The organism is Actinomadura meyerae, assembly GCF_900188445.1.
In the GTDB taxonomy this organism is placed as follows: Bacteria; Actinomycetota; Actinomycetes; order Streptosporangiales; family Streptosporangiaceae; genus Spirillospora; species Spirillospora meyerae.
In genome coordinates this window covers 57,583-71,688 of sequence record NZ_FZOR01000044.1, presented here as the reverse complement: position 1 = coordinate 71,688, position 14,106 = coordinate 57,583, and the positions used below count along the sequence as shown (strand labels likewise).

19 protein-coding genes and 1 pseudogene are annotated in these 14,106 nt (G+C 69.4%); 8 read left to right on the top strand and 12 right to left on the bottom strand.

What is annotated here, in order from left to right; translation table 11 throughout:
- A pseudogene (locus CHF16_RS32770) lies at positions 1–245 on the bottom strand (IS1380 family transposase); the annotation flags it as partial.
- Positions 246–393: 148 nt separating this feature from the next.
- A complete protein-coding gene (locus tag CHF16_RS32765; RefSeq protein WP_089330049.1) occupies positions 394–930 on the bottom strand; it encodes an HAD domain-containing protein in 537 nt (178 codons plus the stop codon).
- A 209-nt stretch (positions 931–1,139) separates the two neighbouring features.
- On the opposite strand from CHF16_RS32765, the gene CHF16_RS32760 reads away from it, so the two are divergent.
- Positions 1,140–1,409, top strand: coding sequence for a hypothetical protein (locus CHF16_RS32760; RefSeq protein ID WP_089330042.1), 270 nt, complete (start codon positions 1,140–1,142; stop codon positions 1,407–1,409).
- A 134-nt stretch (positions 1,410–1,543) separates the two neighbouring features.
- Entirely contained in the window at positions 1,544–3,235 is a 1,692-nt protein-coding gene (locus CHF16_RS32755; RefSeq protein ID WP_089330041.1) for a hypothetical protein, read from the top strand.
- A gap of 36 nt (positions 3,236–3,271) precedes the next feature.
- Here CHF16_RS32755 and CHF16_RS32750 read toward each other — a convergent pair whose 3' ends face one another.
- Both CHF16_RS32750 and CHF16_RS32745 read right to left on the bottom strand, forming a co-directional pair.
- Positions 3,272–4,189, bottom strand: coding sequence for a pyridoxamine 5'-phosphate oxidase family protein (locus CHF16_RS32750; protein WP_089330040.1), 918 nt, complete (start codon positions 4,187–4,189; stop codon positions 3,272–3,274).
- A gap of 22 nt (positions 4,190–4,211) precedes the next feature.
- Positions 4,212–4,673 (bottom strand): VOC family protein, encoded by a 462-nt coding sequence (locus tag CHF16_RS32745; RefSeq protein WP_089330039.1) that lies wholly within the window; start codon positions 4,671–4,673, stop codon positions 4,212–4,214.
- A gap of 119 nt (positions 4,674–4,792) precedes the next feature.
- Between CHF16_RS32745 and CHF16_RS32740 the strand changes: the two genes are divergently transcribed.
- Positions 4,793–5,341, top strand: a complete 549-nt coding sequence (locus CHF16_RS32740; RefSeq protein ID WP_089330038.1) for a CGNR zinc finger domain-containing protein — start codon at positions 4,793–4,795, stop codon at positions 5,339–5,341.
- 102 nt (positions 5,342–5,443) lie between these two features.
- Positions 5,444–5,812, top strand: coding sequence for a nuclear transport factor 2 family protein (locus tag CHF16_RS32735; RefSeq protein WP_089330037.1), 369 nt, complete (start codon positions 5,444–5,446; stop codon positions 5,810–5,812).
- A gap of 48 nt (positions 5,813–5,860) precedes the next feature.
- Here CHF16_RS32735 and CHF16_RS32730 read toward each other — a convergent pair whose 3' ends face one another.
- The 7 genes from CHF16_RS32730 to CHF16_RS39810 are packed head-to-tail and all read right to left on the bottom strand — an operon-like array spanning position 5,861 to position 9,802.
- Positions 5,861–7,672 carry a complex I subunit 5 family protein gene (locus CHF16_RS32730; protein WP_089330036.1) on the bottom strand — a complete coding sequence of 604 codons (1,812 nt, stop codon included), beginning with the start codon at positions 7,670–7,672 and terminating at the stop codon, positions 5,861–5,863.
- Complete coding sequence (locus tag CHF16_RS32725) at positions 7,669–8,013, bottom strand: sodium:proton antiporter (protein WP_089330035.1); 345 nt, start codon at positions 8,011–8,013, stop codon at positions 7,669–7,671. Before CHF16_RS32725 ends, CHF16_RS32730 begins: the two co-directional genes overlap by 4 nt.
- Positions 8,010–8,711, bottom strand: coding sequence for an MnhB domain-containing protein (locus CHF16_RS32720; protein ID WP_179271816.1), 702 nt, complete (start codon positions 8,709–8,711; stop codon positions 8,010–8,012). Before CHF16_RS32720 ends, CHF16_RS32725 begins: the two co-directional genes overlap by 4 nt.
- Positions 8,712–8,728: 17 nt before the next feature.
- Positions 8,729–8,986 carry a Na(+)/H(+) antiporter subunit B gene (locus tag CHF16_RS32715; protein ID WP_218826951.1) on the bottom strand — a complete coding sequence of 86 codons (258 nt, stop codon included), beginning with the start codon at positions 8,984–8,986 and terminating at the stop codon, positions 8,729–8,731.
- Positions 8,983–9,291, bottom strand: coding sequence for a cation:proton antiporter (locus tag CHF16_RS40595; RefSeq protein ID WP_179271815.1), 309 nt, complete (start codon positions 9,289–9,291; stop codon positions 8,983–8,985). Before CHF16_RS40595 ends, CHF16_RS32715 begins: the two co-directional genes overlap by 4 nt.
- Positions 9,288–9,545 (bottom strand): hypothetical protein, encoded by a 258-nt coding sequence (locus tag CHF16_RS40590; protein ID WP_179271814.1) that lies wholly within the window; start codon positions 9,543–9,545, stop codon positions 9,288–9,290. The genes CHF16_RS40595 and CHF16_RS40590 overlap by 4 nt, the downstream gene beginning before the upstream one ends.
- Positions 9,542–9,802 (bottom strand): hypothetical protein, encoded by a 261-nt coding sequence (locus CHF16_RS39810; RefSeq protein WP_143228207.1) that lies wholly within the window; start codon positions 9,800–9,802, stop codon positions 9,542–9,544. The genes CHF16_RS40590 and CHF16_RS39810 overlap by 4 nt, the downstream gene beginning before the upstream one ends.
- Positions 9,803–10,201: 399 nt before the next feature.
- On the opposite strand from CHF16_RS39810, the gene CHF16_RS42100 reads away from it, so the two are divergent.
- From CHF16_RS42100 to CHF16_RS41990, 4 genes are all read left to right on the top strand, one after another.
- Complete coding sequence (locus tag CHF16_RS42100; RefSeq protein WP_089330032.1) at positions 10,202–11,107, top strand: N-acetylmuramoyl-L-alanine amidase; 906 nt, start codon at positions 10,202–10,204, stop codon at positions 11,105–11,107.
- Positions 11,108–11,221: 114 nt separating this feature from the next.
- Positions 11,222–11,896 carry an esterase/lipase family protein gene (locus CHF16_RS32700; RefSeq protein ID WP_089330031.1) on the top strand — a complete coding sequence of 225 codons (675 nt, stop codon included), beginning with the start codon at positions 11,222–11,224 and terminating at the stop codon, positions 11,894–11,896.
- Positions 11,897–12,078: 182 nt separating this feature from the next.
- Positions 12,079–12,912 carry an N-acetylmuramoyl-L-alanine amidase gene (locus CHF16_RS32695; RefSeq protein ID WP_245869635.1) on the top strand — a complete coding sequence of 278 codons (834 nt, stop codon included), beginning with the start codon at positions 12,079–12,081 and terminating at the stop codon, positions 12,910–12,912.
- 96 nt (positions 12,913–13,008) lie between these two features.
- Complete coding sequence (locus tag CHF16_RS41990) at positions 13,009–13,131, top strand: hypothetical protein (protein WP_281259427.1); 123 nt, start codon at positions 13,009–13,011, stop codon at positions 13,129–13,131.
- Positions 13,132–13,208: 77 nt separating this feature from the next.
- Here the strand turns inward: CHF16_RS41990 and CHF16_RS32685 are convergent, their stop codons facing one another.
- A complete protein-coding gene (locus CHF16_RS32685) occupies positions 13,209–14,084 on the bottom strand; it encodes an alpha/beta fold hydrolase (RefSeq protein WP_089330047.1) in 876 nt (291 codons plus the stop codon).
- Between the last annotated feature and the right edge of the window lie 22 nt (positions 14,085–14,106).

Below are 14,106 nucleotides of genomic sequence, written 5' to 3'. Positions count from 1 at the left end.
AACGCGGTCGGCATCGCCCCGTGCCGCAACCGGTCGGTGTCATCGATGCTGTCGGCTCCGGCGCACATCGCCGCCACCAGCGACATCACCTTCGCGGCCGGGGCGGCGCCGGCGCTGTTGCGCGCACCGCCGATGCGCAGCACCTCGGCCGCCAGCTCGGGCAACCCCGCCCGCTCGGCCAGCCGCACCACCGGCACCAGCCCGGCATCGGCGATCAAGTTCGGCTCGTCGAACGCGGCAGCCACCGCCGATGAGACATGAGAGGATTGCACTTACGGGATGCCTCGTTGCTTCTGCGCTGCTGGACCTTAGACAAGCCCATCATCGCAGGCCACGGGGCATCCCTTTTGTCGTTTCCGCAACCTGAACAGCAATCACCCGGTGGATCGAGGCTTAGAGGTCCCATGGGGCGCTCAATGGCCGTATGGCGTTAAGCGTGCGTAGCCACTTCTCGACGGTGGCGTAGTCGGCCTGGGTGATGCCGCTGCTCGGGTCGACCCGGTGCAGGAGAGCCGGGCCGGGGTGGTGGGCGGCCACCCAGGTGCGGTCGGCGTCGGTGATCTCGTCGTCGAGCCAGATGAAGGGGCGTCCCGCTGCCCAGTCGACGAGGGTGCGGGTCTTCCAATGCAGACCGGCACGTTCATCGGGCGTGTCCGGCCAGGTCACCATCGCCAACTGCGGAAGGCCAAGGCGCGGCGCGATGCACTCGTTGGCGTCGTCCATCCAACTGGTGGCCCAGACCAGCTCGCAGTTGAGTGCCGACAGCCGTCCTCCGTGTTCGGGGTTGATCCTGGACAGGAGCGGGTTTCCCTCGGCGTGTGGTGATGTGACCGCCTCGTAGGTCGGGTACTTCCCGGACGCCGCTCCGAAGGGGATGAGGGGGCCGTCGACGTCGAGGAAGAGCAGCGGCCGCTGCTTGGATCCGGTCACGGTCGCACAGTATCCGCAGAGGCTTGCGGTCTTGGGCATTTGTCCGGGGGCGTACCGAGGGGAGGCGTGCGCGTGTGCTTACTGTGTCCGAACTATCGGACTACTCGGGTCTGAGGCGTAAATGTCGTTGGTCCCAAATCTGAAATCACTCCTACGCTTTTCTTGTCGTTCAGCTACCGAGTGATTACCATCCGCCATAAGCTTGGAGTGTGACCAACCGGCCAACTCCCGACCAGTTCTTCAATGTCGACATGCACCGGGCCATTTGGCCCATGGGGTCGGAGAAGATTGAGCTCTACTCCGGACATCCCCTGTTCTACGGTTCGTTCGATGAGGCCGACGCCGAAGCGGCGGAGCGTGCGTTTCCCGGTCGTCGGGCCACGATCGAGCCCTGGTACGGCCGGCGCGGCAACCTCATCCTGCATGCCTCCACCTGCTCCCCGGAGACCTGCTCGGAGTGGCCCGCCGAGAGAGCCTGACCCCGGCAGCATGCCGCCGGGACCGTCACCACGGTCTCGCAGGCCCCGGAAACGCAGAAATGATCTCGCGGAAGTGGACATCTCCTCTCTGAGGCCCGCGCTCCGCGCGGGCTTTCCTCGTGGAAGGAGATGCCTTGGTCGGCAAGAGGAGTCTGGTCGTCGGTGCCGCGACGGCCGTCATCGCCGGGACGCTGGGTGCCGGCGCGCTGAGCGGCCCGGAGCAAGAGAGCGCCGTGCAGGTCGCGGCTACGCCGCGGGTGGCGCCGCACAGCTCGCAGGACGTTCGGGAGCGGTATCCGCACGGGCTGCGTGGGGAAGCCGTGAGCAAGGGGGTGCCTCGTCCGGCGAAGGCGCGGCGGTTGAGTGCCGGGGTCGGCGTGCGGGTCACGCTCGATGTGCTTGATCGGCATGGCAAGCCGGCGAGTGACACCTACGTCGCGTTGTACCCGCTGGACGGGGACGAGCCGTTCTACGCCGATCTGGTGGACGGCCACGCAGAGGGAGAGGTCCCGGCAGGCGAGTACGCGGTGCTGACGCGCGTCGGCACGACCGAAGGCGATGGCGAGACGACGTGGGCGCTCGTCTACCGGCCCAAGGTGGCGATCAACGAGGCCACCGGCGTGCTGCTCGATGCGCGCGAGGCGGAGCCCATCACGGCGGTGGTCGATCGCGCCGATGCCGAACTCCTCGAAGGGGAGGTACGGGTCGTCCAGGACATCGCGGGTCAGCCCGTCGTCACGTCGGCGATGATGTCGCTCAAGAACGCCTACATCACGCCCACTGGTTCCGCGCCTGGGCTGGCGCTCGATCTGCAGGCCGTCTTCACCCGCAAGGGTGCCGAGACGGGCAGTCCGTACGTCTACAACGTGGCGCGCCGGGTCTCGGGTGGGGTGCCGCAGAAGCCGGCGCTGCGGGTGCGCACCAAGGACATGGCCGCGGTGAAGACCGCGTACGGCACCGAGGGACGTCCGGTGTGCGTCGGTGGGCATGCCCTGCCGTCCTGGCCGGACAAGGGCATCACCTTGGGCTTCTTCACCGGAGTGGGTGCAGCGCCCGGCGTTCGGACCGAGTACTACTCGCCTGGCATCGCGTGGGACCTCGACTGGATGAACACCGATACGGGCTGCGGCTTCGAGGAAGGCACGACGGAGATCTGGACACGCGACGAGCGCTTCATGAAGCCGGGCTCGTACCAGCGTCGCCTTACCCCGGCCCCGTTCAGTCCCCGTGGTGGACGCGTCATCTGGGGCGAGTACGAGGGCGGGGAGCCTGCGCTCACGATCGGGATGCATTCGACGGGTGCGGGCAAGAGCTACATGGCGCCGTACCCGGGAGCGTCCGGCTCTTCCGTCCTGAAGGACGCGAACGGTAAGACCGTCTACACCTACGACGAGCCCGGTGCCGCCTGGGCGTGGCCCGTGCCCGAGCCGGGCGGGTACAGCCTCACAGTGGAGGAGAAGCGCGCCTCCCCCTTCTCGTCCCTTGCCATACGCCAGCACGCCGTGTGGCACTTCACCGTCCGGGACGACGGGGTCATCGCTCTGCCGTCGCTCAACTTCCGTACGCCGCTCGACGCGCAGTCGAGGGCCAGGGCAGGGGCTCGCCAGGAGATCACCATGACGACCGACCGCGCGGGTACCGCCAGTCCGAAATTGTGGGCCTCGTCCGATGACGGCAAGACCTGGAAGGCCGTCAAGGTGACCCGCAAGGGCGACGCCTGGGTGGCGACCCTGACCAACCCGAAGGCGGGGTTCGTGTCGCTGCGGACGGCCATCCCGGGAGTCCTCGACCAGACCGTCATCCGGGCCTACGCCGTCACCGGGTAGGAACGTCGTGCCAAGGGGCGGCTCGTGGTCAGGGGGTCACGAGCCGCCCTGGAGGACGGGTGGGTTGAAGCGGGAGGCAACCGGGTCGCTCCAGCGGAGAGGAACGGCGGCGGCGATCTCGATGGCCTCGGTGATGGTGAATTCGACCAGTCGTTCAGCGCCCGGTACGGCGGCGGCATGCGCTGGGTCCCAGTCGGTGCGGGCGGTGCCGGTCAGGTGCAGGACGGCACCCGTCGTCCAGTCGATGAACAGCAGCCCGGCACGGGGGTTCACCTCCAGGTTGCCCAGCGTGTTGAACATGGCGTTGCCCACGTAGTCGGGCCAGCGCAGCACCGTCGGCGACACCACTTCGACGAATCCCGGGTTGCCGCCGCGGTGGGAGGCGTCGGTGTTGCCCTCCCGGTCAGCGGTGGCGATGAAGAACGTGTCCGCGCCGGTTATCCACCGCTGCTGGTGGCCGGTGAGAGCCCCGGAACGTTGCGGACGGCCGCGGGCGGCGGACGGCTCCCACCGGTGTTCGCGTTTCTGGATGTACTTCGGGCAGTTCGAGTACACCTGGTCGAGCTTGACCTCCAGGCCCAACTCCGTAGGGACGGCCTGCCCGTTCACTCGCATCCGGCGGTGCCGGGACGGTTCGATCGCGAGCAGGCCGACCGGCACGGGAGTCCGCAGCCGGTCGTGGAGCGGGTCGCCAGGGGCCGGACGGGCGTCGATGGTGAGCGTGCCGGTGTCCTCGGCATCCAGGAAGCCGGGCTGCCCGGTCAGCAGCGTCGCCCAGAGCCGTCCGTCCGTGTCGGCGGCGCCGAGCACCAGCATCGGCTGCTGGAGAAGGAACTTGCGCGCCACTTCCGGCATCTCCGAACGAATGGCACGTCCGGAGAATCCGCCCTGGTCGAGCAGACCCGCGCGCCGCTGGGCGGCTCGTTCACCCTCGTGGTAGACGTCGACCGCCACAGCGGCCTCCTTTCGGGCGTGGTTAGAAGAAACCGCAGGTCGGGGCGGCCCCGCTGGGGGCGGGGGCGGTGTCGGCGCCGGTGGGCGCGTAGATCTCCAGGCGCGTCCCGTCGGGGTCGGTGAAGAAGATCCCGCCGGACGAGGCGCCTTCGCCGTGCGGGACGACGCCGTCGTGGACGAGCTCGGCGCCCAGTTCGCGCAGCACCTGCTCGGCGGCCTTCACCTCCTCGATCGTCTCGACCTGGAACGACAGGTGGTGCAGGCCGGCCGAGCGGGTCGCGAACGTGGTGTCGCTCTGCTCCCACAGGGTCAGCACCAGCCGGCCGTCCCGTCCGAGGAAGGCCCAGCGGCGGCCGGGCTCCTTGCCTTCGGCCTGGACCTCGAACCCGAAGACGCGCAGGTAGAACGGCAGGGAACGGTCCAAGTCGTTCACGTTCAGCCCGACATGTCCCGTCTGCAGGGTCTTGATGGCGACTGTCTCCATGGCGCACCTCACAAACCCCGAGCTGTCACGCTCGGGCTCGCTAACTGTCTATCGGACCATAGAGGGTTAGAGAGTGATCGTCAACCGGCTAAGTCGCGTTAGGTGGGTAGAATCTCGGCATGCGGCAGGAGAGCGCGGACCCTCGGCCGCTCGTCGGGGAGCCGCTCAGCTTGGACCTGGTCAACACCAGGTGGATCGACGAGCGCGTCCATCACGACCTCCTCGACTCCACGGACGGCCTGGCGGTCTGGCTGCGTTCGGCGGGGTTGGACGGACGGGCCGCGCCCGACCGGGCGACCCTCGACGCCACGCTGGAGACGCGAGAGATCCTGTCCGCGCTCCTCGGCGAGGGCTCGTCCCCGGAAACCGTGGACGCGTTCAACCGCGTCCTTGAGCGCGGCGCACTGCACTACCGGCTCGGGTCCGGCGGCAGGGAAGAGCATCCGCGAACCGATGACCCCGCATGGCTGCCCTCTTGGCTGGCAGCCACCGACTACCTCCGACTCACGACCGATGCCCCCGCGCGCGTCAAGCCGTGTGCGCATCCCGGCTGCGTGCTGTACTTCTTCGACGCGACCAAGAGCGGCACCCGCCGCTGGTGCTCGATGGCCGTCTGCGGCAACCGCGCCAAGGCCGCCCGCCACTACGAGCGCGCGAAGAAGCGATAACCCCAGAGATGTCGAGGACGGCTCGGGTGCTCCGACCTATTCGGGAGGGCGCCATCGGACGGCCGGCGTCCCCATGGACGCACCCGAACCGGAGGGATCGACATGTCACGGAACACCGACACCGTCAACAGGTACATCGACGGCTTCCGCAAGAACGACCACGCGCAGATCCTGTCCTGCCTGACCGACGACATCGAGTGGACGGTCTTCGGCGGCTTCCACCTGACCGGTAAGGACGCCTACGACAAGGCCATCGACGGCCCGCCCGAGTTCGTCAACCCTCCACATCTGGGGGTCGTCCGGATGGTCGAGCAGGACGACGTCGTCATGGCGGAGATGTCCGGGACGGTGAAGCGGGCCGCCGGCGGCGAGATGCGCATGTCGATGGCGGAGGTGTTCGTCATGCGCGACGGCAGGATCGCCGAACGCCGCGCCTGGGTGATCGAGTTGAAGGAGAACGACTACCGCTGACGGAAAGGGCGGCTCGGGCGACGACCGAGCCGCCCTCCAGCCTCGCCGTCAGAGGGTTGCGGCCCAGGCCAGAGCGAGGGCCGCGGTCGCTGCGATCAGCCAGGTCGTGTAGTCGCCGATGCTGCCGCTGTGGACGGTTTTCACCGCGAGTATCGGCGGCCTCAGGCATGCGCGCAGCGGCTTCAGAAAGCGATCCGGCAGGCGTTGCCACCACAGGCCGAGCCCGGCGAGCACGAATGCGCCTGCGAAGGAGACCGCCCCGTAGAGCCAATCGCGCGACGCGATGGTGTGTTCGGGGAGAGGACGGGACGGCGGGGTGACGCCTTGGGTTACCAATCGAGCATGGGACGCGTGGTCGTGCAGGTCCGCCGCCGCCTTCATCGCGTGGGCGGGCAGGTCAGAGGCGAAAGCGAGGAAGTAGCCGGTCGCCGCCAGAAACAATGGAGCCAGCAATGGCCATAGGCGGTGGTGGCCGTCCAGGCGGTGCGGTTCGGATCCCTGGCTGGTCAGCGCCGGGTCGTGTGCCGGGCCCCAGCCCAGGAAGATGCGGGCCACCGCACGCAGTACCGCCGCAGCGCTGACGGCTATGCATACGGCGAGAACGGGCGCCATCCACGCGTAGCCACCGGCCGCCAGCGCGTCGTAGACGAGAGCCGCGGATTGGAAGGGGCCGAAGCCGGGCGGAGTCGCCAGACCGGCGGCGCACAGCGTCAGCAGCGCGGCCAGGACGAAGTGGCCTCCGTGTCGGCCCCAACCGTGCAGAGCCATTTCATCCGCCGAGCCCAAGCGGACGATGAGCATTCCCAGGCACAGCATCAGCGCCCCCCGCAGCAACCCGGCCGTGATGATGTACATGACCGAGCCCGCCAGGCCGTCGGCCGTGAGAGTCGCGATGCCCGCGAGCACCACACCGCCATTGCTGACGGTCATGAACGCCAGCTGTCGTTTCAGGTCCGCTTCCAGGAAGCACATGACGGCACCCAAGACCGCGCTGAGCAGCGCCAGGCCCAGCAATGCGTGACGTACGGCGTCGTCGTCGCCGAGCGTCGGGGCGAAGACGGTGCTGTGGACGCGGGAGTAGACGTCGTACGCCAGGTCGCTCATCACCGCTGTGAAGATGGCGGCCGCAGGGGCGGTGGCCACGCTGTAGGCGTCCGTCAGCCAGAAGTGGAAAGGGGCCGTCCCCGCCTTCACCAGGAAGCCGACGGTGATGAAGGTCAGCGCGAGCACCAGCAATCCAGAAGGGTGGTGCTGCTCCAAGGCCGTACCGACACCGACCAGGTTGAGGTTGCCGGTGCGCCCGTAGAGGACACCGATGCCCATCAGCAGTGTCAGCGTGCCGATGGTGTTGAGCACCGCGAAGTCCAGTGCGCCCTGCAGCACCTCAGGTCGCTTCACGTGGTAGCCGCTGAGCGCATACGCGGCAACGCTCATCAGCTCCAGGAACACGAAGATGTTGAACAGGTCCCCGGACAGAACGAACCCCACCATGCCCGCAAGGAAGGCCAGCATCAGCGAGTAGAAGAGGTGGCGGATGTTCTCGAAATGCCCCCACGAGAACACCAGCGCACCAAGGACTGCCGCCGCCGCCAGGGTCGCCTCCGCGGCGGCCAGAGGTTCGACGACGAAACCGATCCCCCACGGGAAGCCACCCTGGACGGGTGACCAGTCGCCGAACCAGTAGACGATCGTCCGGTCGGCCGAGTCCAGGGTGAGGACGAGGCTCATGCCGGTCACGGCGGCGGCGCAGGCGATGGCGACCGCGTCCGGGAGCAGGCGGGGCAGGTGCTGGCCCACGGCGGCCAGCAGCGCGGCACAGATCAGCGGCAGCGCGACGACGAGGGGGACGAGCTCGTTCATCCGCGGGTCGGACGCATCTCGTCCGGGTCCACCGTCCCGGCGTGCCGGTGCGCCTGCAAGGCCAGGGACAGGACGAGCGCCAGGACGACGACGCTGACCACGATGTCGGTGAGGGTGAGGGCCTGCACCACCGGGTCGGTGAGCGGCGTGCCCGGTGCCTGGCCCTTGGTGACGGGCGGCGACGCACCGTTCCGGTAGCCGACCGCCAGCAGCAGCAGGTACGTGGACGACTGCATGATGTTCAGGCACACCCCGAGGTGGATGTAGCTGCGGCTGGTGGCCACCCCGTACAGGCCGGCGACGAACAGCACGCCGGCGACCACGTACGGGTAGTAGGTCACTGCATGTACTCCTCGATGAACTCGCGATAGATGAGGACGAAGGCCGCGGTGACCTCGACACCGGCGGCCCAGTTGAGCGCTGCGGTCGTGCCGCTTGAGGCGAGCGTCCCTGCCGATCCCAGGGGGAGGGTGTTCGTGAGGAAGGCGGCGCCTGCGGTCAGGCCGAGGAAGCCCAGTGCGACGTAGGCGGCGGCGCCGAGGCCCTCGGTCGCGTCGAGGAGCGTGGTCGGCGCCAGGCGGCGGAAAGGGCGGTGGCCGCCCGCCAGCCACAGCAGCAGCGCGCCGCCGGACGCGAGTACGCCGCCCTGGAACCCGCCGCCAGGCGTGATGTACCCGAAGCTGATCAGCCACAGGCCGAACAGGAGCAGCACGGGAGCCAGCACACCGCCAGCCGTGCGGACGGCGTCGCTGGTGGCGCTGTCGCTGGGCGGACGTCCGGTGGCGGCCTCCCGGCTTGACCGCAGCAGCAGGACGAGCCCCATCACGGCCGTAAAGAGGATGAACTCCTCCACCATCGTGTCCAGGCCGCGATAGTCGAACATCACCGCGGTCACGAAGTTGGTGATGTGGCGCTGCCCCTGGGCGTTCTGGTTGATGAGATGGCCGTACTCGCCGATTCGGTAACCGAAGTCCGGAAGGCCGGTATAGCCCCAGATGAGGACACCGAGGATCGCCGCGAGCGGGGGCAGCACCAGCACCCGCCGCCACCGGCCCATCATCCCTTTCCTCCGCTGTGCGTCTTGTAGATGACGGGCAGCAGCACCATCGGGACGCCGATCGACGACACCGCGACCTCCGCGATCGCGACGTCCGGTGCCATCAGCAGCGCGAACACGATGACGAGCGACAGCCCGAACAGGCTGAAGACGACGACCTGCCGCAGCGGGTCGCGGACGAGGACCGTCCCCACGGCCAGGACTCCGGCGAAGGTGAGCGCGATCCCCTGCAGGACGGTCGTCAGCGTCGCGGTCACGGGCCGGCCTCGCCGTCGCGCGGCATGCGCCGGGCCGCCCGTCCGACCGCGTGGGTGACCACGGGGCTGAGCAGCAGGAGCACGCCGGCCGCCGCGACCACCTGGACCGTCCCGGACACCGATCCCGCGCCGCCGGTCACCACCACGGACGTGCCGATGAGCACCGGTCCGATGGTCGAGGCCGTGGCGGTGTAGTGCAGCCGGTCGAAGACGTCGCGCGTCCACCACACGCCGACGCAGCACGCGAGCTGGGCGGCCACCCCGGCCCAGAGCAGCACCTGCGCGGCGATCTCGGCGGCGCTCACGGCCGCCGGTCCATGAAGCGGGCGAAGACCAGGCCGCTGACGCCGACGCAGACGGCGGTGACCAGCGCGAGGGACGCGAAGGACGACTGCTGCAACCCCGTGGTGAGGCAGATCAGCACCAGCGTCGCCTGCGCGCCGGCGGTCTGGAGGGCGGCCACGCCGTCGATCGCCTTGGCGCGGAGGCCGACGGCCAGCAGCGGCACCCATCCGGCGAGGAGGACGGCCGCCGCGAGCAGGAACAAGGGCCGGGTCACGATGGACGCTCCGATCGCCGGCCCGCCCGCAGGTCGTGCAGCGAACGCCGTCCGGATCCAGGGGAGATGGTCGCCGCACTGAATTCGCGGCACAAAGCCCGGCGTCCCCGGGCGTCCAGCAGTCCTGCTTCGACGACCAGCGACGCACTGACCGCCGCCGCGAGCGCCATGGCCGCGCCCCATACGCCGATCAGCCAGGACCACTCACCGACGAACAGCATCCAGAGCGCGAAGAGGGGCGGCCACCACAGCACCACACGGAGCGCCCGCGCCCTTGGCGTTGACTCTCTCTCGCCCGCCATGCGGCGCCTCCCGAACCACGCGGCCCCTGGGGCGACACCCCTCATGCCGATCAGGCACTGCCCGAGCAATCTCCCCGCAAACCTGCGATGGCCGTACGCAGCGGCTCCGGCAGTCAGTGGCTCGTCATTCGCTCCAGGCATGCATATCTATACCGAACGCAATGAGTCAGTCACTTTGAGTAGTCATTGAACGGGTCACCCGGCGGGGAAAGCACGGTCAAGCTGCGGGGCGCCCTCTCCGCGACACCTCCCCGAGTGCTCCGTTTTGGGGCGCTATCCACCGTTCGAGGTGAAAGGTGGGGATCGTGCCCCTAGGCTCTCCAGTCACGTTTCGAAATCCTTGGGAGGCCGACCGTGGACATCATCAGCCGGAAGGAGTGGGGCGCCCGCGCCCCGCGGTCCCGCTCGACGGTGTCGTGGGGGACCCGCACCGAGTTCGTCGTCCACTACTCCGAAGGCCCCACCACCCAGTCGGTGCGGTCCATCCAGGACTTCCACATGGACGGCAACGGCTGGGCCGACATCGGCTACAACTTCCTCGTCGACGTCCAGGGCCGGATCTACGAGGGGCGCGGCTGGCTGACGGTCGGCGCACACGCGCCGGACCACAACTCCTCCGGCATCGGCGTCTGCATGATCGGCCGGGACGGCGACGCGACCGCGGCCGCCAAGCGGTCCATCCGGGCCGTGTACGACGAGGCCGTCCGGCGCAAGGGCAAGAGCCTGAAGAAGCTCGGGCACCGGGACGTGTACGCCACGAGCTGCCCCGGCGACCAGCTGTACGCGTGGGTGAAGGCCGGCATGCCCGCCTCCGGAGGCGGCTCCGGCGACGGCGACACGCCGGACTACGTGTCCGTCGGGATGGCGGCGGCGCAGGACCTGCCGCCCGGCGAGTGGGTGACCATCCGCTGGGACGACGAGTACTCCGACTCGGCGCACCACCACCGCAACGCGGGCGGCCCGTCCTTCGTCGAGGGGCCCGCCCAGTACGCCCTCGTCGCGAACGTCCGCGTGGAGGGGCTGGCGCAGGGCACACGGCTCCAGGCGCGCGTGATCGAGCGCGCCGACTCCGACGGCAGCGTCGAGGTCGGCGCGACGTCCGAGCACACGGCCTTCGACGGTGCGACGTTCCTGCACCACGACGTCGCGGCGGACGTCGTGGGCAGCGGCCGCCGGGTCCGGTTCCAGGTCGTCCAGCACGGCACCGGGACGGGACGGGTCACCGGAGGCACCGCCAAGGGGCTCATCTGGTCCCTCTGACCTTCCCGGCGGCTCGGGCGGGACCGGTCTAAGGCCGGTGATTTCGCCGATGCGTGCGGCCCGGCGGCGGAGTCACAGTGCAGGGGTTCGGTTCCCCCCACCCCTGGAGGCTTCATGAAACGGGTCCTCGGGTCGCTCATCGCGCTCTGCGCGGCGCTGGCGACGTTCGGGCTCGGCCTCGCGGCCCCGGCGAACGCAGCCGGGCCGCGACCCGTCATCTTCGTGCACGGCTACACCGGCAGCGCGTCCAACTGGGTCACGGCCATGTCGGTGTTCCGCGCCGCCGGCTACAGCAGCGACCAGCTGTTCGCCTACGAGTACAACTCCTACGGCGACAACAAGCAGAACGCCGCCGGGCTGGCGTCGTACGTGAACCAGGTGAAGTCGCGGACGGGCGCGTCGCAGGTCGACATCGTCAACCACTCCATGGGCGGCCTGGTCAGCCAGTACTACCTGAAGGTCCTGAACGGCAACCCGAACGTGGCGCACCTGGCGTCGATCGCGGGCGCCAACCACGGGACGACGTACGCCGCCGCGTGCACCATCTTCGAGACGTGCCGCCAGATGCTTCCCGGCTCGTCCTTCATCCTGCAGATCAGCGCCGGTGACGAGACGCCCGGCAGCACGCAGTACGCGACCTGGTACTCGCCGTGCGACGGCATCATCATCCCCTACACCAGCACCCGCCTCAGCGGGGCGAACAACCACCTCATCGCCTGCCAGACCCACCTCGGGTACCTCGCGGACACGCTGGTCCTCGGCGCCATCGCGCAGTTCACCAAGAGCTGACCCACGGCGAGCACGACGAACACGAACACACACACTGCGGGACGTCCTCGGGGGGACGTCCCGCTTCGTCGTCCCCAGGCCCCGCAGACTGGCACCTACCCTCAGCCCACCCGATTCGGACCGAACCCGGATGGTTACCCTGAGTACATAAGGGCTGGCTGTCTTCGGGGGAGGCGGGGCTTGTGCGGTGGTTCAGGAGCGGACGCAAGGCCGGGATGGTCCTGTGCCTGGCACTGGCGCTGGCCGGCTGCGGCGGCGGGTCATCGGACGACGACGGAACGTCCGGCGACGGCACGCCGGGGACGAGTCCGCCCGGAGGCGGGACGCCGGGGACCGCTTCGCCCGGCACCGGCGGCGCGTCGCCCGTGAGCGGGAAGGTGATCGTGCTCGATCCCGGTCACAACGGCGCCAACGCCTCCCACCCGGAAGTGATCAACAAGCAGGTCTTCGTCGGGAACGGCCGCAAGCCGTGCAACACGGTCGGGACGAGCACGGCGAAGGGCTTCCCCGAGCACGCCTTCACCTGGGACGTGGCGAACCGGCTCGCGAAGAGACTGCGCGACGAGGGCGCGAAGGTCACGCTGACCCGCAAGAACGACACCGGTGTCGGGCCGTGCATCACCGAGCGGGCGGCCATCGCCAACCGGCTGCACGCGGACGCGGCACTGTCGATCCACGCCGACGGAGCCGCGCCGTCCGGGCACGGGTTCCATGTGATCGTTCCGGCGCCGGTCGGCGAGAACAAGGGCATCGTGGACGCGTCCCGGCGGCTGGGGCTGGACATCCGCGACGCGTTCCGTGCCGGGACGGGCCTCCCGTTCGCCACCTACGTCGGCAAGGACGGCCTGGACCGGCGCGACGACCTGGGCGGGCTGAACCTGTCGACGGTCCCGGCCGCGTTCATCGAGTGCGGCAACATGGCGAACCCGGGCGACGCGGCCAAGATGTCCAGTGCCGCGTTCCGGCAGCGCATGGCCGATGCGCTCGCGAACGGGTTCAGCATGTACTTCCAGTGACACATGCACTGTTTGCCGTTCACTGGGCTTAATGGGCCGATTGTCCGGCTATCCGAGCAGTCGACGGATACGACGCCGGACGAACGGACGATGACCATGGCCCGCAGACACGCGCACAGCGCACCGCTCAACTGGGTGATGCTCCTCGGGCTGGCAGGGTTCGGGTTCCTCCTCTACGTGTGGGTGTGGGCGGCGACGCAGGGCGGCCCGCCCTGGTGACCCACCCTGGTGACCCGCCCTGGTGACCCGCCCTGGTGACCCACTGGCGGGTCACCAGGGCGAAGCACCCCCAAGCCCTACCGGGTCAGCAGAGCGCGGAGTGACTTCGCGATCTCCGCCGGGTCCTCCTCCGCCATGAAGTGGCCCGAGGTCACGGTGCCGTGGTGGAGGTCGGACGCCCAGGCGCGCCAGAGGGCCACCGCGTCGTAGCCGAGTGCGGCGCCCCAGTCCTGCTGGAGGACGGTGACGGGCATGCGCAGCCGGTTGCCCGCCTCGCGGTCGGCCGTGTCGTGGTCGACGTCGATCGTGGCGGACGCGCGGTAGTCGGCGACGATCGACGGGATCGCGGCGCGGCAGGCGTCGAGGTAGGCGGCGCGGACGTCCGCCGGGATCGCGGACGGGTCGTTCCCCCACAGGTCGAGGAAGTGGCCGAAGAACGCGTCCGGGGCGCCGGCGATGAGCTGCTCGGGGAGGCCGGGCGGCTGGGCCATCAGGTAGAGGTGGAAGCCGACGGCGGCGGTGGTGCCGTGCATGACGTCCCACATGTCCAGGGTGGGCAGGACGTCCAGGCAGGCCAGGTGGGTGATGGTGTCGGGGTGGTCGAGCCCCGCGCGGAAGGCGACGAGGGCACCGCGGTCATGCCCCGCCAGGGCGAACCGCTCGTATCCCAGGGCGCGGGCCAGCGCGACGATGTCGGCGGCCATGGCCCGCTTGGAGTAGTCGGCGTCGGCGCCGTCCGGCTTGTCGCTGTCTCCGTATCCGCGTAGGTCGGGGCAGATGACGGTGTGGTCGGCGGCCAGGTCCTCGGCGACGTGCCGCCACATCAGGTGGGTCTGCGGGAAACCGTGCAGGAGGACGATCGGCGGGCCCGACCCGCCGACGGCCACGTTCAGGGACACGCCCTCCGCGACGGGGACGCGCTTGTAGTCGAATCCGTTGATGTTCGTCGTCATGGCTTCAGCCTGGCCGGGGCCG

Coding starts and splice junctions, on each gene's coding strand:
- CHF16_RS32685 (WP_089330047.1), bottom strand. CDS start 14,084: ATGACGACGAACATCAACGGATTCGACTACAAGCGCGTCCCCGTCGCG.
- CHF16_RS32730 (WP_089330036.1), bottom strand. CDS start 7,672: ATGAACGAGCTCGTCCCCCTCGTCGTCGCGCTGCCGCTGATCTGTGCC.
- CHF16_RS32700 (WP_089330031.1), top strand. CDS start 11,222: ATGAAACGGGTCCTCGGGTCGCTCATCGCGCTCTGCGCGGCGCTGGCG.
- CHF16_RS41990 (WP_281259427.1), top strand. CDS start 13,009: ATGGCCCGCAGACACGCGCACAGCGCACCGCTCAACTGGGTGATGCTC.
- CHF16_RS32745 (WP_089330039.1), bottom strand. CDS start 4,673: ATGGAGACAGTCGCCATCAAGACCCTGCAGACGGGACATGTCGGGCTG.
- CHF16_RS32735 (WP_089330037.1), top strand. CDS start 5,444: ATGTCACGGAACACCGACACCGTCAACAGGTACATCGACGGCTTCCGC.
- CHF16_RS32740 (WP_089330038.1), top strand. CDS start 4,793: ATGCGGCAGGAGAGCGCGGACCCTCGGCCGCTCGTCGGGGAGCCGCTC.